Source organism: Rhodococcoides fascians A44A (assembly GCF_000760735.1).
GTDB classification, from domain to species: Bacteria; Actinomycetota; Actinomycetes; order Mycobacteriales; family Mycobacteriaceae; genus Rhodococcoides; species Rhodococcoides fascians_E.
In genome coordinates this window covers 1,802,914-1,822,031 of record NZ_JMEX01000008.1, presented here as the reverse complement: position 1 = coordinate 1,822,031, position 19,118 = coordinate 1,802,914, and the positions used below count along the sequence as shown (strand labels likewise).

16 protein-coding genes are annotated in these 19,118 nt (G+C 65.4%); 8 read left to right on the top strand and 8 right to left on the bottom strand.

The window, feature by feature from the left end:
- Nucleotides 1–110: 110 nt before the first annotated feature.
- The 5 genes from BH95_RS20885 to rpsF form a co-directional block, all read right to left on the bottom strand.
- Entirely contained in the window at nucleotides 111–2,369 is a 2,259-nt protein-coding gene (locus tag BH95_RS20885) for a SulP family inorganic anion transporter (RefSeq protein WP_033189499.1), read from the bottom strand.
- A gap of 242 nt (nucleotides 2,370–2,611) precedes the next feature.
- Nucleotides 2,612–3,067 (bottom strand): 50S ribosomal protein L9, encoded by a 456-nt coding sequence (gene rplI, locus BH95_RS20880; protein WP_019665162.1) that lies wholly within the window; start codon nucleotides 3,065–3,067, stop codon nucleotides 2,612–2,614.
- 16 nt (nucleotides 3,068–3,083) lie between these two features.
- Nucleotides 3,084–3,326, bottom strand: coding sequence for a 30S ribosomal protein S18 (rpsR, locus tag BH95_RS20875; RefSeq protein ID WP_019665161.1), 243 nt, complete (start codon nucleotides 3,324–3,326; stop codon nucleotides 3,084–3,086).
- A gap of 43 nt (nucleotides 3,327–3,369) precedes the next feature.
- Nucleotides 3,370–3,909 (bottom strand): single-stranded DNA-binding protein, encoded by a 540-nt coding sequence (locus BH95_RS20870; RefSeq protein WP_019665160.1) that lies wholly within the window; start codon nucleotides 3,907–3,909, stop codon nucleotides 3,370–3,372.
- 58 nt (nucleotides 3,910–3,967) lie between these two features.
- On the bottom strand, nucleotides 3,968–4,255 hold the full coding sequence (rpsF, locus tag BH95_RS20865) for a 30S ribosomal protein S6 (protein WP_026347802.1): 288 nt from the start codon (nucleotides 4,253–4,255) through the stop codon (nucleotides 3,968–3,970).
- A gap of 229 nt (nucleotides 4,256–4,484) precedes the next feature.
- On the opposite strand from rpsF, the gene BH95_RS20860 reads away from it, so the two are divergent.
- From BH95_RS20860 to BH95_RS20850, 3 genes are all read left to right on the top strand, one after another.
- Nucleotides 4,485–5,840 carry a glycosyltransferase family 87 protein gene (locus BH95_RS20860; protein WP_019665158.1) on the top strand — a complete coding sequence of 452 codons (1,356 nt, stop codon included), beginning with the start codon at nucleotides 4,485–4,487 and terminating at the stop codon, nucleotides 5,838–5,840.
- 207 nt (nucleotides 5,841–6,047) lie between these two features.
- Nucleotides 6,048–6,731: a response regulator transcription factor gene (locus BH95_RS20855; RefSeq protein ID WP_179278590.1), complete on the top strand. Its 684-nt coding sequence runs from the start codon at nucleotides 6,048–6,050 to the stop codon at nucleotides 6,729–6,731.
- 170 nt (nucleotides 6,732–6,901) lie between these two features.
- A complete protein-coding gene (locus BH95_RS20850; RefSeq protein WP_019665156.1) occupies nucleotides 6,902–7,300 on the top strand; it encodes a response regulator transcription factor in 399 nt (132 codons plus the stop codon).
- Nucleotides 7,301–7,326: 26 nt separating this feature from the next.
- Here the strand turns inward: BH95_RS20850 and BH95_RS20845 are convergent, their stop codons facing one another.
- Entirely contained in the window at nucleotides 7,327–11,100 is a 3,774-nt protein-coding gene (locus BH95_RS20845) for an nSTAND1 domain-containing NTPase (protein WP_037183894.1), read from the bottom strand.
- A 266-nt stretch (nucleotides 11,101–11,366) separates the two neighbouring features.
- On the opposite strand from BH95_RS20845, the gene BH95_RS20840 reads away from it, so the two are divergent.
- Nucleotides 11,367–11,600 carry a LuxR C-terminal-related transcriptional regulator gene (locus BH95_RS20840; protein ID WP_020110433.1) on the top strand — a complete coding sequence of 78 codons (234 nt, stop codon included), beginning with the start codon at nucleotides 11,367–11,369 and terminating at the stop codon, nucleotides 11,598–11,600.
- Nucleotides 11,601–11,603: 3 nt separating this feature from the next.
- Here BH95_RS20840 and BH95_RS20835 read toward each other — a convergent pair whose 3' ends face one another.
- Together BH95_RS20835 and BH95_RS20830 are read right to left on the bottom strand one after the other, a co-directional pair.
- Nucleotides 11,604–12,701: a DUF475 domain-containing protein gene (locus BH95_RS20835; RefSeq protein WP_037183893.1), complete on the bottom strand. Its 1,098-nt coding sequence runs from the start codon at nucleotides 12,699–12,701 to the stop codon at nucleotides 11,604–11,606.
- A 125-nt stretch (nucleotides 12,702–12,826) separates the two neighbouring features.
- On the bottom strand, nucleotides 12,827–13,402 hold the full coding sequence (locus BH95_RS20830; RefSeq protein ID WP_019665152.1) for a TerD family protein: 576 nt from the start codon (nucleotides 13,400–13,402) through the stop codon (nucleotides 12,827–12,829).
- Nucleotides 13,403–13,650: 248 nt separating this feature from the next.
- On the opposite strand from BH95_RS20830, the gene BH95_RS20825 reads away from it, so the two are divergent.
- From BH95_RS20825 to BH95_RS20810, 4 genes are read left to right on the top strand one after another with little or no spacing between them, the layout of a single operon-like run.
- Nucleotides 13,651–14,754 carry a hypothetical protein gene (locus BH95_RS20825; RefSeq protein ID WP_019665151.1) on the top strand — a complete coding sequence of 368 codons (1,104 nt, stop codon included), beginning with the start codon at nucleotides 13,651–13,653 and terminating at the stop codon, nucleotides 14,752–14,754.
- Between the two features lie 30 nt (nucleotides 14,755–14,784).
- Nucleotides 14,785–15,942, top strand: coding sequence for an HpcH/HpaI aldolase/citrate lyase family protein (locus tag BH95_RS20820; RefSeq protein ID WP_037183892.1), 1,158 nt, complete (start codon nucleotides 14,785–14,787; stop codon nucleotides 15,940–15,942).
- Nucleotides 15,939–18,266: a phosphoribosyltransferase gene (locus BH95_RS20815; RefSeq protein ID WP_052060124.1), complete on the top strand. Its 2,328-nt coding sequence runs from the start codon at nucleotides 15,939–15,941 to the stop codon at nucleotides 18,264–18,266. The genes BH95_RS20820 and BH95_RS20815 overlap by 4 nt, the downstream gene beginning before the upstream one ends.
- Nucleotides 18,263–19,075: a hypothetical protein gene (locus tag BH95_RS20810; protein WP_037160700.1), complete on the top strand. Its 813-nt coding sequence runs from the start codon at nucleotides 18,263–18,265 to the stop codon at nucleotides 19,073–19,075. Before BH95_RS20815 ends, BH95_RS20810 begins: the two co-directional genes overlap by 4 nt.
- Nucleotides 19,076–19,118: the final 43 nt, after the last annotated feature.

Here is a 19,118-nt window from a genome sequence, read left to right as displayed (position 1 = left end):
GCATCCGGACCCAATGTGGCGTTCGGTCACTCTGAGTGACCGGACGGTACATTCGGTCCGAAATGGGGGCGTAGGGCGTGAGACGCGCTGGAGGCCGAGGGCCGGGCGGGTCAGGCGGGCTGGATTTCGGCTGTGTCGAGGACGGTGATGTCCTTGGTGCTGATTTGGAGGACGCGGGCGGTGGGGATGTCGAAGAAGAGCCCTGTGACCCTCAGTTTCCCCTCTGCGGAGGCGCGGCCGACGACGCGGTGTCGGGTGAGGGTCTGTAGCTGTACTGCGACGTTGACCATGGCGAGCTGGTCGCCTTCGGAGAAGCCGAGTTCTGCGGCTGCGCGTCCGACGGGGTGCCCGCTGCGGTAGGCCTCGAGGCTTGCGAGGCCGTGTTCGAGCCATTCGACGACGCGTTCGTCGCCTGCTTTGTCCGGTCCGGCGAGGACAGCTTTCATCGCACCGCAGCCGGAGTGGCCGCAGACGACGACGGAGCTTGTGCCGAGGACGTCGACGCCGTAGGCGAGCGAGGCTTCCACCGAGGTGTCCTGACCCTGTGCGGGGATCATGTTGCCCATGTTCCGCACGGTGAAGAGGTCACCCGGTCCGCTGCTGGTGATGGTGTTGGGCATGACCCGCGAGTCGACGCAGCACAGGAAGAACGTGTCCGGGTCCTGAAATTCGGTGAGGCCCTGCAGGTGCGGCTTGATGGCCTCGGCGTGGGTCCGGTGGTACTCGGCGACGCCGGACAGGACCGGTCGCAGTGCGGGCGGGTTGTCGTCGACCGCACTGTCTTCCTTCAGCTGCCATGCCGACCACGGGGCCAGCGAGCCACGGACGCTTGCGAGTCCGCGCTTCGGCGGTGCTTCGGCTGCGGCTGCGAGCGAGGCGGATCCGTTCTCCTCGATCTGCACCGTGCCGCCACCGAGCTCGTGCTGACGTACCCATTCGTGCAGATGTTCGTGCACTGCGTGGTCCAGGAAGTCGACGGCAAGTTCCATGTTGACCTTGGAACCGCTTGGTACGGAGGACAACACGTGGGTCAGGCGAGGAAGCGACAGGAAGCTCAGCGAACCTTGCATGTGTACGCGCCAGGAACCGTCGACTGTCTCGTCGGCGTGCACGTGCGCCCACACGACGCGACGGAGAACCAGGAAGATGGCGAGCGCCAATCCGATCAGCACGCCCTCCAGCAGGTTCAGTGCAACCACGCCGAGAACGGTGACCGCGTACACCGCGATGTCACCCGTCTTGCGGGCAATCCTGATGTCTGCCAGCTTGATCAGCTGCACGCCGATCATGACCAGTAGACCGGCGAGTGCGGCGAACGGAACCAGCTCGACGACCGAGATGAAGAGAACGGAGAAGACCAGGATCCACAGACCGTGCAGGATCGCCGACGCACGCGACTTGGCACCGGCCTTGACGTTGGTGGAACTGCGCACGATCACACCGGTGACGGGGAGGCCACCTGCGGCACCGGAGACCATGTTGGCCGCACCCTGTCCGAGCAGTTCACGGTCGAAGTTGGTGCGCGGTCCGGTGTGCATCTTGTCCACCGCGACGGCGGACAGCAAGCTCTCCACGCTGGCGATCAACGCGATGGTCAGAACACCGGTGGCGACGCCTGCCCACTGGCCTTCGGGAAGCGCGGGGAGGCTCAGCGCCTCGATCAGGTTGCCTGGCAGATCGATTCGTTCGACGTTCAGATCGAGAACAACGGACAAGGCGGTTGCCGCGACGACGGCCACGAGTGCACCGGGCACCTTCGACACTGCACCCGGCAGCCTCGGCCACAGCAACATCAACGCGATGACGACGCCACCGACGAGGATCGACGGCCACTGGCCGTCGGCAACCGACGTGGGGATGGCCAGCAGATTCTCGACCGCGGAGCTCTCGGATTCACCACCGAGCAGAACGTGAATCTGTTGCAGCGCAATGGTTACACCGATTCCGGCAAGCATGGCATGCACAACCACCGGCGAGATGGCGAGCGCGTGCCGGGCAATTCGGCTCAGACCCAACAGGATCTGCACCGCACCTGCACCAACGGTGATGAGGCACGTTACGGCCCAACCGAATTGATTGACGAGCTCGGCCACCACCACGGTCAGACCTGCGGCCGGTCCACTGACCTGCAACGGCGATCCACCCAGTGCGCCGGCGAGAATGCCGCCGATCACGGCTGCGATCAGCCCGGCCATCACGGGCGCACCCGATGCAACTGCGATACCGATCGAAAGTGGCACCGCCACAAGGAATACGACCAGCGATGCCGGTACGTCGAACTTCAGAATGCTCCCGATCCGAGATGGAGACTCGGATCCTTTCGTTGATGACTCACTGTCCGATGAGTCTTTGTCGACTGTCGTGGTCACGGCAGGTCCTCCGGGCGTCTAGGCGTCTGGTCGGTCGTTTGCGTGTCGCGTACGCACATCTGTGTGCTTCTGTCGCCCCTCGTTAAAGGGTACGCAAACCTTGGGTCACGCGCCCGTGATGAGAGTCTCCTCACAATTGAAAACCGTTGCGGCAGTGTATTTTTTGTGACAAACCACGAAAAAAGCCCCACGAACCAAGGTTCGTGGGGCTTTTTCCAGCCGTATCGGGCCAGAAGCTTGAATCAGCTTCCGACGACCTCCAGCTTGAACTTCGCAGCCACATCGGGGTGCAGGTTCACGACGACGTCGTGCTTGCCCGTTGCCTTGATGTGAGCCTTGGGGAGATCGATGCTGCGCTTGTCGACGACCGGTCCGCCTGCTGCCTTGATGGCAGACGCGACGTCCGAAGCCGTCACGGAGCCGAACAGCTTGCCCGAGTCACCTGCGGTCTTGACCGACAGGGAAACCGACTCGAGTCCTTCGATGGCCTGCTTGAGCTCGTTGGCGTGCTCGAGGCCGCGAACGGCGCGAGCTTCCTGAGCGCGGCGGATGCCTTCGACCTGCTTCTGGGCTCCGCGGGTGGCCTGAATGGCCAGTCCACGGGGCAGCAGGAAGTTGCGGCCGTATCCGTCCTTGACCTCTACGGTGTCGCCGGGCGCACCGAGGTTGTCCACATCAGCGGTGAGGATCAGCTTCATGATGATCGCTCCTTTCTTATCGTGCCGTCGCGGCGTAAGGCAGCAGAGCTACCTCACGCGAGTTCTTCACGGCAACGGCCACGTCACGCTGATGCTGGACGCAGTTGCCGGTGACTCGACGCGCGCGGATCTTTCCGCGGTCGCTGACGTACTTACGCAGCAGCGTCGTGTCCTTGTAGTCGATCTGTGTGTTCTTTTCCTTGCAGAAGGAACACGCCTTCTTCTTGAGCACCTTGTCGCGCAATGGCGGTTTCGGCATGGTCTTTCTCCGTTACGTCTGGTTGTTCTCGATCACGAAGGATCTAGAACGGAGGCTCGTCGTCCCCACCGCGAGACCCACCGAAGGAGCCCGACGCCTGCGGGGCACTGCCCCAAGGGTCGTCTCCGCCGGAATTGGATCCCGAGTTGGAGTTCGAGCGTCCGCCGCCCGATCCACCCGAGGAACCACCGAAGCCGCCGCCTCCGCCACCTCCACCACGATTGGCCTTGTTGACCTTGGCGGTGGCGTAGCGAAGCGAGGGACCGATCTCGTCGACTTCGAGCTCGACGACAGTCCGCTTCTCACCTTCACGCGTTTCGTACGAACGCTGCCTGAGCCTGCCGGTCACGACGACGCGTGCCCCGCGGGTCAAGCTCTCGGCCACGTTCTCCGCAGCTTCACGCCAGATGTTGCAGCGCATGAAGAGTGCGTCTCCGTCTTTCCATTCGTTGGACTGACGGTCGAACGTGCGCGGTGTGGACGCAACAGTGAAGTTGGCCACGGCCGCACCGGCCGGGGTGAAACGAAGTTCTGGATCTGCCGTCAAGTTCCCGACGACGGTGATGACGGTCTCGCCTGCCATGGTTCCTCTTTCAGTAGTAAGTCTTTGTTGATGCCAGCCTAGAGGCGAGCAACGACAATTACTTGCCCTGTCGCAGGACCTTCGTGCGCAGAACGGACTCGTTGAGTCCGAGCTGGCGGTCGAGCTCGCTGACGGTGGCAGGCGCGGCGTTGATGTTCACAACGGCGTAGATGCCCTCGGCGTGCTTGGCGATCTCGTAGGCCAGACGACGCTTGCCCCAGACGTCGACCTTGTCGACGCTGCCGCCGTCCTTGCGAACGACGTTGAGGAACGTATCGAGCGACGGAGCGACAGTGCGCTCGTCCAGATTGGGGTCGAGAATGACCATCAATTCGTAATGACGCATAAGACCTCATCACCTCCTGTGGACTGAGTGAAAACGGCCGCGGACGATCCGCGGCAGGAGGGTCGTTGCGTCAGCAACCCTTGGAGGGTACACGGCCATGCCCTGACCTGCGAAATCAGACGACGGTTCCGACGACCGCCTCGGCTCGTCCTAGGCTTACCTCATGCATCCGGGTGGACGGTCGTCTCGTGGGCGTCGCCTGCCATCGGCTGCCGCGTCGACGTCGACGATGATCGTCCTGGTCGCGTCCTGTGCGCTGACGTTGATTCTCGGCTACCTCAACAAGGCCCGCTGTGCCGTGGCGCCGTTCTACGACAACGGCCGGAGCACGACGTTCGACTCCGTCAAGGACAGTTGGGTCTGCTACTCCGACATTCAGTTCCTGTGGCTCGGCCGCGACATCGACAACCACGTGTTCCCCTACCTTCACGGGGCGATCACCTCCAACGGGGTGTTGACGGGTGGAACGGTCGAGTACCCCGTGCTGAGCGGGGTGTTGATGTGGCTGGGTGCGGTACCGGCCCACACCGACGCCGAGTTCCTCCTCTACACGGCTCTGCTTCTCGCGCCGTTCGGGCTGATCACGGCCTGGATGCTGGGCCGATTGGCCGGCAAGTCCGCGTTGCTGTGGTCGGTGGGTCCACCGTTGGTCATGTACGCGTTCCACAACTGGGAACTGCCCGTGGTCGCGACGGCCGTCGGTGCAGTGTTCGTGATGAGCATGCGGATGTCGTTGCGGGTGAAGGCTGTTCTCGCGGCGATACTGCTGGGAGTGGGATTCTGTCTCAAGCTGTACCCGGGCGCCTTCGTCCTCCCACTCGCCGCGTACGTCGCGTACGGCGGCGCCACGGGCCGGGTGCCGGGAACCAAGTTGGACCTGCGCGGCGCGCTGTCCGTGCTCGCCGCCGCGGCAGGAACCGTCGTCGTCGTCAATCTTCCCTTCGCGGTCCTCGGATACGAGGGGTGGAAGGCGTCGTTCGCGTTCCAGAGTCTGCGGCAAGCCGACATCACCACGAACTCGATCTGGTACTGGGGTCTGCGGCAACTGTGGGTGACCGACGCGATGACGGCGGAAAGTCACGAGCAGGCCGAGACGGCGTTCCAGAACACCGTCGACATTCTGTCGCCCCTTCTGGTGTTCGCGGCGTTCGGTCTTGCACTGTGGATGGGTGTGCGTCGCGCGAGTACCGAGCACGTGTACCCGTGGGTGGCTGTCAGCGGATCCATGCTGTGCGGATTCCTGCTGCTGCACAAAGTCCATTCACCTCAGTACACGTTGTGGCTCATCCCGTTCTTCGTCCTGCTCCGAGTGCCGTGGGCTCTGGTCGCGGCCTACCTGGTGGCCGATCTGTCGATGGGCATCGGCGTCTTCCGGTACTTCGCCGCGCTCGCTCAGGGCACCGATGCGGGTACCGAGGAATTCTTCGTCGAATTCGGGGTCTGGGGTCGCGCAGTACTGCTGGTCGTCGCGTTCTTCGTGTTCGCGCGGGCCCGGCCCCGTTTCGATGCGTCCCGCCGCGACGGCGACGTCCCGGCGCCCGACGTTCCCGCCTCGTCGACGTCGTCGACATCCGCTGCTCCCTGACCGAGTCCTGACTTCTCCCCGTTCCACACCGCAGACGTAACGAACCGGTCGCGTTGTTCGACATTCGTCTCAGGCAGCCGAGTTCACCTCGGCTGAGACATCAGAGGTGGGGCAATGACAGTGGTTCCGGGGGCGACGACACCGCACATCGCGGCGGATGAACCGCATTCACCAGCAGCAGGGCAACCGCTGCCGGCGCAGACGTCGATGGGCGGCGACACCGTGCCCGACGCCGCGGCAGGTCGCCGACGGATCGGCCTGGTCGAGGACCACGAGTCCGTCGCGGTCGGTCTCCGCGCCATTCTGTCCGACGAAGCCGATCTCGAGCTCGTCGCCGTGACCACCACCGTCGACGAGCTCGTCGGACTCGGCCACCGGCTGGATCTCGTCGTACTCGATCTTCGGCTGGGTGACGGTTCGTCGCCGAGGTCCAACGTCGAGAGGCTGCACTCCGTCGGCGTGCAGGTCCTCGTCTACACCGGTGCCGAGAACCCGTTCCTCGTGCGTTCCGCCGCGAGGGCGGGCGTGCTCGGCGTGGTCCGCAAGTCGGAACCCGCCGCCGCGATCGTCTCGGCCATTCGCCGGGCAGCCGCAGGTGGTCAGGTGGTCACGACCGACTGGGCCGCGGCCATCGACGGTGATCCGCATCTTCCCGACGTCGGACTCAGCCCACGCCAACGCGAAGTCCTGGCGCTGTACGCATCCGGCGAAAAAGCTGCTCGCGTCGCTCGGCTGGCCGGGTTGTCCGAGCAGACGGTCAACGACTACCTCGTGCGTATCCGGAACAAGTACGCCGAGGCAGGCAGGCCAGCGCCGACCAAGACCGATCTCTACAAGCGGGCCGTGGAAGACGGCTGGCTGCCGATGCCGGAGCCACCCAACCAGAACTGACGGGCCACCGCGCCAGAACGTCATCTCGGTCACAGTGCACGCCGTGTACATGGTTGTCGTTTCAATGCCCCTAGTTTTCAGGGCAGACAAACCTGGCAGTCAACTGTGAAGATCATTTACGCGAATGGTTGTGCCAAGCCACAACCGCAGGAACCTCGGGGAGAATTCACATGACAGTCAGCATCGACGCCTCAGCCTTCGACGCTTCAGCCTTCGACGCCTCGGCCTCGGGTACGGGCAGCGGGCTCGGCAACGCAGCTCCGCGACGGACCATGTCTCTCGTCCCACCGCCCATCCAGCTGCCTCCGACCGGCGGATCGCGCGCAACCGGACCGTTTCTCCCTCGGCCCATGCTCACCCAGCGCGAGATCGAGGTGCTCACCGGCTGGATCAAGTGCGACTCCAAGGTCGAGGTCGCGAAGTCGCTGTTCCTGTCGCTGGGAACTGTCAACACTCATCTCACGCGTATTCGCGCGAAGTACGCCGCTGTCGGCCGTACCGCGTCCACCAAGGCGTCGCTCGTTGCCCGTGCCCTGCAGGACGGCCTGATCGACATCGCCGATCTCTGACGCCCACCATCTGCCTAGCTCACGAATCAGCACAGCTCGCGGAACGGCGATCCCGGGAGATACTGATCCCACTCCTCCCGGGTGATCGTCGATCCTCCACCGGCGCAGATCCTTTCGACCACGTCCTCGGGATCGGTCCGCCACACTCGTAGGTCCTTCTCCGGTCCACCGCCGATCACTGCGGCACCGCCTGCGGTCAACACGGCGTCGTTGACGCGGTTGCCGTAGGCGGTCAGCGTGGCGAACGTCCGCGGATCGAACGGGTCGGAGATGTCCCACATCCACATCGACTGACCGTCGACGCCTGCAACGAGTCTGGTGCCACTCGGATCGAACGCCACCGAATACACCGCCTCCCTCGGACCCACGATCTGGGCGACGTGGCGCGGCGTCGTCGGATCGGCGACGTCCCACAGTCGGAGCGTGTGGTCCGCACTGCCCGCGGCGAGCAGTCGCCCGTCGGGTGAGAACGCCGCTGCCTGCGCGTCGCCGGAGAAGCCCGCGACGGTCGACACCTTCACCGGGGCCGCCGGGTCGCTGACGTTCCACAGTTCGACCTCGTCGTTCAGCGTCGGAACGGCCAGCGTTCGTTCGTCCGGACTGAAGGCCATGACCTGCGGATTGTTGCCGACGTCGAAGCCGGACAGCCGCGTGGGCCGCGACGGATCGCGGACGTCCCAGAGTTCGACGTCGGGAGTGTTCTGCGGGGACACGGCCAGCAGATCACCGGTACGGCCGAAGACCAACACGCCTACGAGCGAGTCGACGGCGGCGTGCGGGGTTCCGAGCGCAATCGGATTCTGCGGCGCCCGGACGTCCCACAGTTGGAACGCTCCCGACGACGTGCCACCGGCGGCCAACGATCCGTCCCACGACAGCGCCGCCGCACCCGTCAGCGGGTCGGTTGTGGTCGGGGACAGCGGCCGCGCGGACGCGATCGGTCGGTCCGGATCTGTGACATCCCACAATCGAAGGCCGTCGCCGCGCGAACCGACGCCGGCGAGGACTCGTGTTCCGCTGCCGTCCGTCGGGTTGATGAAGACGGTGTCGGTCTGTCCTGGCATCACCGGTCCAGGCAGGGGCCAGACGCGGGTGACTCCGTCCTGCCCCGCCGTGATCAGAGCGGAATCGTCCGGTGCGTAGTCGACCGACATGACGACCGTCGACCCCGGCAATGTTTCACGTAGAACACCCGTCGCCGCATCCCACGTCTTGATCGAGTTGTCGGAACTGACGGCGGCGAGTTCCGATCCGGTGCCGTCGAATGCCACGTCGTTGACGTAACTGGTGAAGCCGGTCAGCGGTGCTCGAGTGGCGAGGCGACCACCGGGTTCGACGGCCCAACGCGCAACATCTCGACCTGTCGTTCCTGCAGCGATCGTGCGACCGTCCGGGGAGTACGTCACCGACAGGTAGTCGTAGGTACCGCCGTCCGACGGAATCTCGAAGGAGGTCGTGGTCAGCGCCGGCATCTCCCACACCTGCAACCCACGAGCCTTGCCCGCCGTGACCAGTGCCGATCCGTCGGGAGAAAACGCCACGGCATTCATCGGGACCGACGTCGCCGGAACGACGGCGAGAGTGGGCGCCGCCGGGTCGGCCACGTTCCACACCGAGACGGCGCCGCCGCCGGACACCAGCGCCAACGACGATCCGTCGGGCGCGAACGCCATCGCTTTCGCCGTCGTCGCGTCGTCGCCGACGGCCGACAGGAGCGCCGGCGAATCGACGTCGGCAATGTCCCACAGGCTTGTTCCCGACGCACCCGACACCGCCAGAGTCCGGCTCGTCGGCGCGAACGCGACGGTGAGCGCGCTGCCCGGTTCCCCGATGTCGACGGTCCCGCGGGCGCGAGCCGGTGCACCGAGCGACCACAACCGGACCGTGCCGTCGGCGCCCGCAGCCGCGAGAACCTCCCCGGTGGAATCGACTCGCGCGACGGTCTCGCCCGACACGCCGGGCAGCCGGACAGGAGCATGCACCGCGGAAGCGTCGAGCAGCGCCGATCTCGCTGCCGTCGCCGGATCGATCTCGTACGCAGCGAGGGCCAGATGAACCGACAGGCCTGGGTCGAGTGCGCGGAAACGCTCGGCCGAGCCCGCCAACTGACCCGCCAACGCGGCTTCGGCCTCGACGCGCCTGTCGTCCGCATCGCTGCTCGCCGAGAACGCGACCACCGCCGACACCACCGCCACGACCGTCAGCACCGCGAGCGCTGCGGTCAACACCTCGAGCACTCGCCGACGCCTGCGCTGCTGCGACTCGGTGTGAGCGACTCGCCTCTCGCTCGCGGCGAGGTAGTCACGTTCGACGACGTTGAGGTCACCCTCCCGGTCGCCCTCGGCGAGCGAATCGTGCAGGGCATCGAGGCGACTCGCGGGCAGAAGCACCGTCGAGTCGCGCCCACTGTGATCCCACAGCACGGCAGCGTCGGTGAGGCGGCGATGCACCAGATGCCACTGCCGGTCCCCGTCGATCCATCGGCGAAGCCGATCCCAGGCTGTCAGCAGCACCTCGTGTGTCACCGACACCGAGTCCTCTTCGACGGTGAGAAGACGCGCCGCCGCGAAACGCTCCACCACCACTTCGACGTCGGCGTCGGTGCCCTCCCCGCGGAGAAGTTCGCCGCGGTCCACGCGTCGACGCGTCAGGACGTCGTCCTCGATGTTGACCAATCGCACGAAGACCAGGGCCGCGGCGATCTGCTGGGCCGGGTCGAGCGACGAGTAGACGGCCTCGGCGGACTGGCCGACAGCCCCCGGTATCCCGCCGGTGGAGAAGTAGTCGTCGACGGTCATCGTCGGGCCCGTCGCCGTCGACCACGTCGCGAGCAGTGCGTGCGACAGCATCGGGAGTGCACCCTGATCGTGCGCGAACACCGTTCCCGACGGCTCCATCTCCGACAACAAGGTCCGAAGCAGTGCGTCGTCGACGCCGATTCCGGCCTTGCGTGCGGGTTCGACGATGGCGTCCCGCAGCTGGTCCGGACGAAGGCGACCGAGCACGATCGGATTGTCGACGAGGCCGGGCCTCAGGACGTCCTCGGCCACCGCGTTCTGATAGAAGTCGGCGCGCAGACCCATCACGACGACGGCACCCGCCACCACCTTCCGCTGCACCGCAGCCAGAACGGCGTGCCGCCGATCCGCGCCGGCGAGCGTCCACAACTCCTCGACCTGGTCGAGGACGACGACACTGCCGTCCGTTCGGTCCGTCGGATCGGAACTCGTGGTTGCCGCCGTCGACCAGGCTTCGATGCCGGACAGTCCGGTATGCACCCGAGCACCGTTCACCCCGGCGCCGCCGAGGGACGCCGCCAAACCCGCCCGCAGTACCGACGACTTACCCGATCCCGATGCCCCGAGGACGAAGACGACCCCGCCCCCGTCGTCGGCGACGCGACGTACTTTCTCGCGAAGCTCGGCGACGACGTCGGACCGTCCGAAGAACCATTCCGCGTCCGACGCCTCGAACGATTCGAGGCCCTTGTACGGCGCCCGGCTGCGGTCGGGGCGCTTGCCCGACGCGGGGCGCACCCGGACGATAGCGTCCCACCACAGGGCTCGTTCGTCCGCGTCGCCGACGCCGCACTCGCGCAGGACCCTGTCGAACATGTCGGCGCTGGCGTCCATCGGAAGGTGTTGGCCGGAGAACCATCCGCTGATGGTGCCGTGGAGGGCGCCGGACAACTTCACCAGTTCTCGATACGTCTTGCCCGAGTTCTCCCGCACCGAGCGCAGGCCCGCGGTCAGTTCGGCCTTTGTGGTGATGGTGCGGGGATCGGGCTGGACCGCTGTCATGGCGGAACTATAAGCGAACGGTCGGTTTCACGGTGGTCGAAGCAGGTCTCGGTGTATTGACCTGTACGGACCCCCTGGTTGGGCTGGCCAGACGGCCGTCACGGCTACAGGATCGGACCACGGCGGTCGGGCGTCATCGATGTTTTCAGTGATGGTTTTTCAAGTCCGGGATTCTTCTCGTCTGGGGGTACTTTTCCGTGTTCGTTGCACCGATGCGTACGCACGCACCGACGTCTGTTTCATCGATCGGAGAACGTAGTAAGCACGTGTATCGCAGACCACCGCTCAGCGCGCGGGAAGTGGAAGTGATGATCGCCTGGTTCGCGTCGGACTCGAAAACCGTCGCGGCTGCATCCGTCCACATTTCCGTGGGAACCATCAACACTCACCTGACCCGGATTCGTCAGAAATACTCCGCCGTGGGCAGGCCTGCACCGACGAAGGCCGCCCTGTTCGCGCGTGCGCTACAGGACGGCCATACGAAGCTCGACGATTGGTGAGGACTAGACGTGCATGTGCGTGTCGGTGCCTGCGGCTTCCAGCTTCCGGTTCCGTACCACTGAACTGATGAACGCCGCACCGATGAAGAACACACCGACCAATCCGGTGATGATCTCGTTGATGTGCACGCCGATGGACACCATCAGGATGATCGCCAGTGCACCGATCGCCCAATGCGCCCCGTGCTCGAGGTACACGTAGTCGCTGAGCGTCCCCTTGCGGACCAGGAACACCGTGATCGACCGAACGAACATCGCGCCGATGAAGCCGAGGCCCAGAGCGATGATGATCGGGTCCGCGGTGATGGCGAACGCGCCGATGACGCCGTCGAACGAGAACGACGCGTCGAGCACCTCGAGGTAGAGGAACAGGAAGAAGCCGGCCTTGCCGGTTGCCTTGGCAAGCTCGCTCGGTCCGCCCGAGCCCTCCTCGCCCTCTTCCTCGACGTGGAACAACTCGCCGAGGCCATTGACGGCGATGTAGGTGATCATGCCGAGTACACCGGCAACCATGACTGTGGAGATTTTCTCGTCCTCGGCGAGGAACTCGGCCGTGAGGACCAGGATGATGCTGGCGACGACGACTGCGAGTTGATCCAGCCGGCCGATCCGCGCGAGTGGCTTCTCCAACCAGCTCAGCCACGTGATCTCGCGATCCTCGAAGATGAAGCCGAGGAACAGCATCAGCAGGAACATGCCGCCGAACGCCGCGATCTGTGGGTGCGCGTCCGTCAGAAGCGTCTCGTAACTGGGACGACCGTCGTCGAAGTACGCGGCGTCGTTCGGCGGCGGGTTGAGTGCGAGATCGATTGCGGCGACGGGGCCGAGACCCGACGCAGCCCAGACGATGGCCAGGGGAAACAGCAGCCGCATACCGAAGACGGCGATGATGATGCCGATGGTGAGGAAGATCTTCTGCCAGAACTCGCTCATGCGGCGAAGAACGGTCGCGTTGATGACCGCGTTGTCGAAGGACAGCGACACCTCGAGAACGCCGAGGATCAGCACCAGGAACAGTGCCTGCCAACCGCCGTAGAGGAAGGCGACGATCACCGAAACGATGGTGACGCCTATGGACCAACCGAAGATGCGTAGAACCACGGGCGTGTGGCCTTTCTGTAGCCGGCGCAGGTATTGGGACGAACCGGGCTGTGTCTACACACGACAAACCCCGCCTCAATCATGAAGGAAGAGGCGGGGTAGTCCCAATCTTGACCTGGGCTTTACTACACGTTTACTCCGAAATCGCGGGCGATTCCGGCGAGGCCGGACGCGTAGCCCTGGCCCACTGCACGGAACTTCCACTCGGCGCCGTTGCGGTAGAGCTCACCGAAGACCATGGCCGTTTCCGTCGACGCGTCCTCGCTGAGGTCGTAGCGCGCCAACTCCGACTGATCGGCCTGGTTGATCACGCGGATGAACGCGTTGCGGACCTGACCGAACGACTGCGAGCGTGCGTCGGCGTCGTAGATCGACACGGGGAACGTGATCGTGTCGACGTTCGGCGGCACGGCGGCGAGGTCCACCTTGATCTGCTCGTCGTCGCCATCGCCTTCACCGGTGGTGTTGTCACCGGTGTGCTCGATGGAACCGTCGGGGGACTTCAGGTTGTTGAAGAACACGAAATGCTGATCGCTGAGGGCCTTCTTGTCGGCACCGAGCGCGATGGCGCTGGCGTCGAGGTCGAAGTCCGTTCCGGTCGTCGATCGGATGTCCCATCCGAGGCCGACCGTGACTGCGGTCAGGTTGGGAGCTGCCTTCGTGAGTGAGACATTGCCGCCCTTGCTGAGGCTGACGCCCATGACTTTCCTTTCGCCGTGAGTTCCCCTACCGAGGAACACCGTAGTGTCTCGCGTGCCCGATTGGTCACTTTCGTCTTCGGTTCACAACGCTAACGCGCACCACACACCGCGAAGTTCCCGTCAGTACTATCGGGCTGGTGACAAGTCGCCGACCTGGACTCTTCCGCCGCTCGGGCGAGTCGGATCCGCGTGCGCGCGAGGCCCACGCATCCCAGGCACAGAGCACGGCCGTCGCTGCCTTTCTCGATATGGACAAGCGCCAGTCCATCGCGTCGTCCGGCGTCGACGCCGTCCGGTCGATGTACCCCGATCGGGATCCGACCACCGCGTGGGCACCGGCCGAGAAGGCCTGCTTCGACGCAGGCGCGGCATACCTCGCGGCGATGGAACAGTACGACGGCATCGAGACCGGACCGGCCCAGGCTGCGTTCCAGAACGCCGCCCACCTGCTGGGCGAAGCAGCCAAAGCCGTCGACCGGTTCTACGCGGCCCATCGCGACGACCTCGAACAGGCACGATCCGCGCTCGCCGCGACACCGCGACTGGCTCAGGACGCCACAGCGCTCGCCGAGAAGGCTCAACTGGCCGTCGCGTCGGCCGATCCTGCATTCGTCGACTACCCCTCGATTCGCTCGGCGTGGCGCGGCGTCGACACCGCGGTCGCTGCCCTCGACGCCGCGATGAGCTCGAAGGACGCCCCGCGAGCCCGTACCGCCGCGGCGGCGGTGCGGGAAGCCGCCGAAGAACTGGAATCCGCGGTTGCCGCAGCACCGGGCCGCGTCGCCGAGGCCAGAGCCGCGCTGACGTCGGTGAAAACCAGAGTCGAAGCGGTACGCACCCGATTCGATCGTCTCGCCCCCGCCTTCTCCGCGTTGCTACGCGAGTTCAACGTCGCCAGTTCCGCGGATCTCTCGCACAACGAACAGCACAGCGCCCGGCACATCGAGCAGGCCGAGGAGGACCTGTCCGCGGCCCGCGCGTCGTTCTCCTCGTCCAACCCGGAGCAGGCGCTCGAGTACATCGCCCAGGCGCGTAGCCACCTGTCCGACGCCGAGGAACTGGTCGACGCCGTCACCGATCGCCTCGAACTGCTGCGCGAGGTGAAGCTCGACCCAACGGGCGAAGAACGCGCGGTGCGCTTCAAGTTACGAGATGCACAACAGCTCGCCGTCAATCGTTCCCTGGTTGCCGAATGGGGGTCGGTGTTGGATGCTCAGCTGGCTCGAATCGACCGTGCAACCGCAACGCTGACAGGAACACACCCCGACTACTGGTCCTACCTCCAGGACCTGAGAAGTATTTCCGGCTTCATCTCCGGGGTGATCGACCGAATGCGCGGCTCGGCTCGCTAGATCACCTGTCACTACCCGCGAAGGATCTCGGTGCAACATTTCAGACATCTCGACGGGGCAGTCCTGGATCGACTGTTCCTGCACGCGCCGGAAAAGATAGACACCGCGGGCGATCTCGGCCTCGTCGCCGTCGGTCTCGGGGCAACCCTCTACATGCCCGCGACCCGCGCGGACCTGACCGAAACGTTGATCAAGCGCAGTGCAGAAGGCGTGTGCTCGCTCGTGATCGATCTCGAGGACGCGGTCGCCGATCACAACCTCGAAGAGGCGATCGACAACGCAGTCGCGACCCTCGACGCCCTCGCCGCCGACGACGTCCACGGCTCGCTCGTGTTCGTCCGCGCACGAACCGCGCAGCAGATCGAACGCATCTGCACCTCGCTCCGCACCGACGCGTCGGCATTGGCGGGGTTCGTGATTCCCAAGTTCACCGCCGCACGAGGAGGTGCATTCCTCGACGAGGTCGCTCGCGGTTCCACCCGCCTCGGCCGACGCCTCTTCTCGATGCCGGTGTTGGAGTCACCTGAGGTGGTGTTCCGCGAAACTCGCGACACCGAGCTCGTCGCGATCCGCGCTCTGCTGCAGGATCATCGACAACAGATCCTCGCCGTGCGCATCGGGGCCACCGACATGTGCGGGATGTTCGGGATCCGTCGCGACCGAGACCTCACCATCTACGACGTGCGCGTCGTCGCCGACGTCATCAGCGCCATCGTCAACCACCTGGGCCGGAGCAACGAATCCGGGTTCGTCATCACCGGACCGGTGTGGGAATATTTCGCCGACCACGAACGCATGTTCCGGCCCATGCTTCGCCAGACACCGTTCGCCGAGCAGGAAGCCGTGCGCTTCCGCCACCAGCTCGTCAGCCATGACCTCGATGCGCTGCTTCGCGAGGTTGCCCTGGACCGCGCCAACGGAATTCAAGGAAAGACCGTCATCCATCCGTCGCACGTAGCGGCGGTGCACGCACTGTCGGCCGTCACCCACGAGGAGTACCACGACGCTCTCGACATCCTGGAATCCGACGCAGGCGGTGTGCGGGCGTCCGGATACGGAAACAAGATGAACGAGCTGGGCCCGCACCGCAATTGGGCGCACCAAACCCTGCTGCGCGCCCGCGCGTTCGGGGTGACCAACGAGGGCATCACCTTCGTCGAACTACTGAAAGAGCTAGCAGAACGATGACCGACCCGACCTCGGGAATACACCTGACCACCACGAGCACCTCGTCGGACTGGACCATCGAGGAGCTCGTCCGTCCGGGACTGCGGCGCAATCCCCGCCGCGCACATCTGCTGGTGTCGGAGGTACTCGGCAAACACATTCCGGTCGATCCATCCGTCGTGACCGGTGCTGCCGACGCCTTGGGAGACCTGGTTCTCGAAGCAGTGGGCGGATCCGACGTCGACGTCCTCGGTTTCGCGGAAACCGCAACGGGACTCGGCCACTGTGTCGCCGCACGTCTGAACGCACACTGCTACCTGCACTCGACGCGGCGAGACGTCCCGGGAACCGGTGTGTACGCCGAGTTCCAGGAAGGCCACTCCCACGCCACCGACCACCAACTGTTGCCCACCTCGCCTGGCGTTCTCGACCCCCAGCTGCCACTCGTTCTCGTCGACGACGAGATATCCACCGGTAGAACAGCACTCGACGCTGTTCGAGCTCTCCACGCCGTGACGCCACGCACCCGGTACGTCATCGCCTCGCTCGTGGACATGCGCACCGACGAGCATCTCGCGGAATCCGCCGCAGCGGCCGAGGAGTTGGGAGTCACGCTCGACTCGGTGAGCCTCGCCCAGGGCCGCGTCGCGCTGGCGGACAACCTGATCGAGTCCGTCGTCGCGTTGCCGGAACCGGCGTACAACCCCGTCGCCGACCACGCAGGCACCATCACTCGAGTCGACGCGCACTGGCCCGAGACCGTCCCGGACGGTGGCCGTCACGGTTTCCGTGCCGGTGACACCGCGTCGTTCGTCGCCGCGACCGCCGAGGTCGCCGACGCCGTCGCGTCGGCACTCGAGCCCGGGCGGCCCGTCGTCGTACTCGGGCACGAGGAACTGATGTACCTGCCGCTGAAAGTCGCAGCCGCACTGTCGGACCGTGGGCACCCGGCACTGTTCCAGACCACGACCCGGTCGCCGGCCTACGTACTCGACGAGCCGGGCTACCCCCTTCGCCGAGGGTTCGAGTTCCTCGCCCCGGAAGACGACGAGGCCCAGGCCCGCTACGTCTACAACGCGTCGGGACCGGAGAACGCGCAGATCGTGCTGATCGTCGACGCACCCGCGGACACCGACCGTCTCTTCGCGTCCGGCGGCGTCGCCGACGTCGTGGCCGCATCCGGTTCCGACGTCCTGGTCGTCGTCGTCAGCGGCGCGGATCCACAGCGACTCATCGTGTCTCGACGCGCGACACCTCTGACCGGACCGGACTTCGGGTCCTACGCACCGAACGAGGTGACGTGGCTGCTGAAGGACCTCTCCGACATCTCCCTGGAAGCGGACATCGCCGAACGCGAGCGGAGAATCCAGGAAGGTACGGCCCACTACGCCGAATCGTTGCCGGTCGAGTACCAACCCGACGCCGCATATCGCGAGTTGTTCGAAGAAGTTCTGCACGACAGCGCATCTCGATTGGCTCTTGCCGTCGGTACCGTCACCGAGCTCGTACTCGCCGAACGGGGACACGACATCGTTCTCGCGTCGCTCGCACGCGCGGGCACACCGGTCGGCATCCTGATGCGTCGCTGGGCTCACGAGATGCACGGCATCGAGATCCCGCACTACGCCGTGTCGATCGTGCGCGATCGCGGAATCGACTCCGTGGCACTGAAATACCTGGCCGACCACCACGACCCACGATCGGTCGTCTTCGTGGACGGCTGGACCGGCAAAGGCGCTATCGCACGTGAACTCTCGGCCGCACTGGCGGAATTCGACGGAGCCGACTTCGACGACGACCTCGCCGTCCTGGCCGACCCCGGCCACTGCGCGAGAACGTACGGCACCAGAGATGACTTCCTCATTGCGTCGGCCTGCCTCAACTCGACGGTGTCCGGCCTCGTCTCCCGCACCGTCCTCAACGCAGATCTCATCCGCGACGGTGACTTCCACGGAGCCAAGTACTACGCGGAACTCGCCGCCGACGACGTCTCCAACCACCTCCTCGACACCGTCTCCGTACGCTTCGCCGACGTACGCGACGCCGCCACCGCGGAGGCGTCGGCGATCGGGGAGTCGGATCGGACGCCGACGTGGACCGGGTGGGCGTCGGTGGAGAAGGTGCGCGAGGAGTTCGGCATCTCGCACGTCAACTTCGTCAAGCCCGGAGTGGGAGAGACCACCCGGGTCCTGCTGAGGCGCGTTCCCTGGCGGGTCCTGGTACGCGATGCGAAAGCTCCCGAGCACAAACACATTCGGATGCTCGCCGAGGCGAGGGGGGTTCCCGTCGTCGAAGTTCCCGATCTCGCGTACTCCTGCATGGGACTGATCAAGGACGTCACGTGAGCACTGCCCTGATCTCGGTGGACCTGGATCGCACGATGATCTATTCGTCGGCAGCTCTGGGCTTTCCGCTGGACGCGTCGGTCACCTGCGTCGAGATGTACGACGGCGGGCCGTTGTCCTACATGAGCGTGCGCTCGACGGAACTACTGCAGAAACTGGCCTCCGAGGCAGTCGTCGTCCCGACGACGACGAGGACCGTCGAGCAGTTCGACAGGATCGATCTGCCCGGCGCACCGTGGCGGTACGCCATCACCACCAACGGAGGCAACATCCTGGTCGACGGCGTGCCCGACGCCTCGTGGCGCGCCTCCTTCGACGACGTCGACCTACCGGCCGTCCAGCAGGAACTCGCGGCACGCGCCGACGGCGACTGGGTTCTCAAACGACGCACCGCCGACGACCTGTTCTGCTATCTCGTCGTGGAGCCCGACGCTGTGCCTGCCGGGTTCATGGACGACTGGTCGCAGTGGTGCGCCGCGCGTGGATGGAACGTGTCTCAACAGGGGCGCAAGATCTACTCGATGCCCGACGTGGTCAGCAAGAGCCGCGCAGTCGCCGAGGTACACGCCCGCGCCGTCGACGACGGATTCCTGAGGCCGGAGTCCATCGCCCTCGCCGCCGGTGACGGCGCACTCGACGCGGACATGTTGCTCGCCGCGGACCACGCCATTCGGCCCGCACACGGCGAACTCGAGGCACTGAACTTTCGTCCACCTGGCTTGACCGTCACCACCGCAACCGGCGGACGCGCGGGCGAGGAGATCCTCGACTGGTTTTTCGGGCGAATCGCGGAGCACCGGGAACCGTGAGCGTCTCCGGTGCGTCCAACTAGGCAAAGGGTTGCGTAGAAGC

What these genes read in the sequence shown, in the direction of transcription:
- BH95_RS20860 (WP_019665158.1), top strand. Translation starts at nt 4,485, where the DNA reads ATGATCGTCCTGGTCGCGTCCTGTGCGCTGACGTTGATTCTCGGCTAC.
- BH95_RS20850 (WP_019665156.1), top strand. Translation starts at nt 6,902, where the DNA reads ATGACAGTCAGCATCGACGCCTCAGCCTTCGACGCTTCAGCCTTCGAC.
- rpsF (WP_026347802.1), bottom strand. Translation starts at nt 4,255, where the DNA reads ATGCGTCATTACGAATTGATGGTCATTCTCGACCCCAATCTGGACGAG.
- BH95_RS20870 (WP_019665160.1), bottom strand. Translation starts at nt 3,909, where the DNA reads ATGGCAGGCGAGACCGTCATCACCGTCGTCGGGAACTTGACGGCAGAT.
- BH95_RS20855 (WP_179278590.1), top strand. Translation starts at nt 6,048, where the DNA reads ATGGGCGGCGACACCGTGCCCGACGCCGCGGCAGGTCGCCGACGGATC.
- BH95_RS20845 (WP_037183894.1), bottom strand. Translation starts at nt 11,100, where the DNA reads ATGACAGCGGTCCAGCCCGATCCCCGCACCATCACCACAAAGGCCGAA.
- rpsR (WP_019665161.1), bottom strand. Translation starts at nt 3,326, where the DNA reads ATGCCGAAACCGCCATTGCGCGACAAGGTGCTCAAGAAGAAGGCGTGT.
- BH95_RS20830 (WP_019665152.1), bottom strand. Translation starts at nt 13,402, where the DNA reads ATGGGCGTCAGCCTCAGCAAGGGCGGCAATGTCTCACTCACGAAGGCA.
- rplI (WP_019665162.1), bottom strand. Translation starts at nt 3,067, where the DNA reads ATGAAGCTGATCCTCACCGCTGATGTGGACAACCTCGGTGCGCCCGGC.
- BH95_RS20825 (WP_019665151.1), top strand. Translation starts at nt 13,651, where the DNA reads ATGGACAAGCGCCAGTCCATCGCGTCGTCCGGCGTCGACGCCGTCCGG.
- BH95_RS20815 (WP_052060124.1), top strand. Translation starts at nt 15,939, where the DNA reads ATGACCGACCCGACCTCGGGAATACACCTGACCACCACGAGCACCTCG.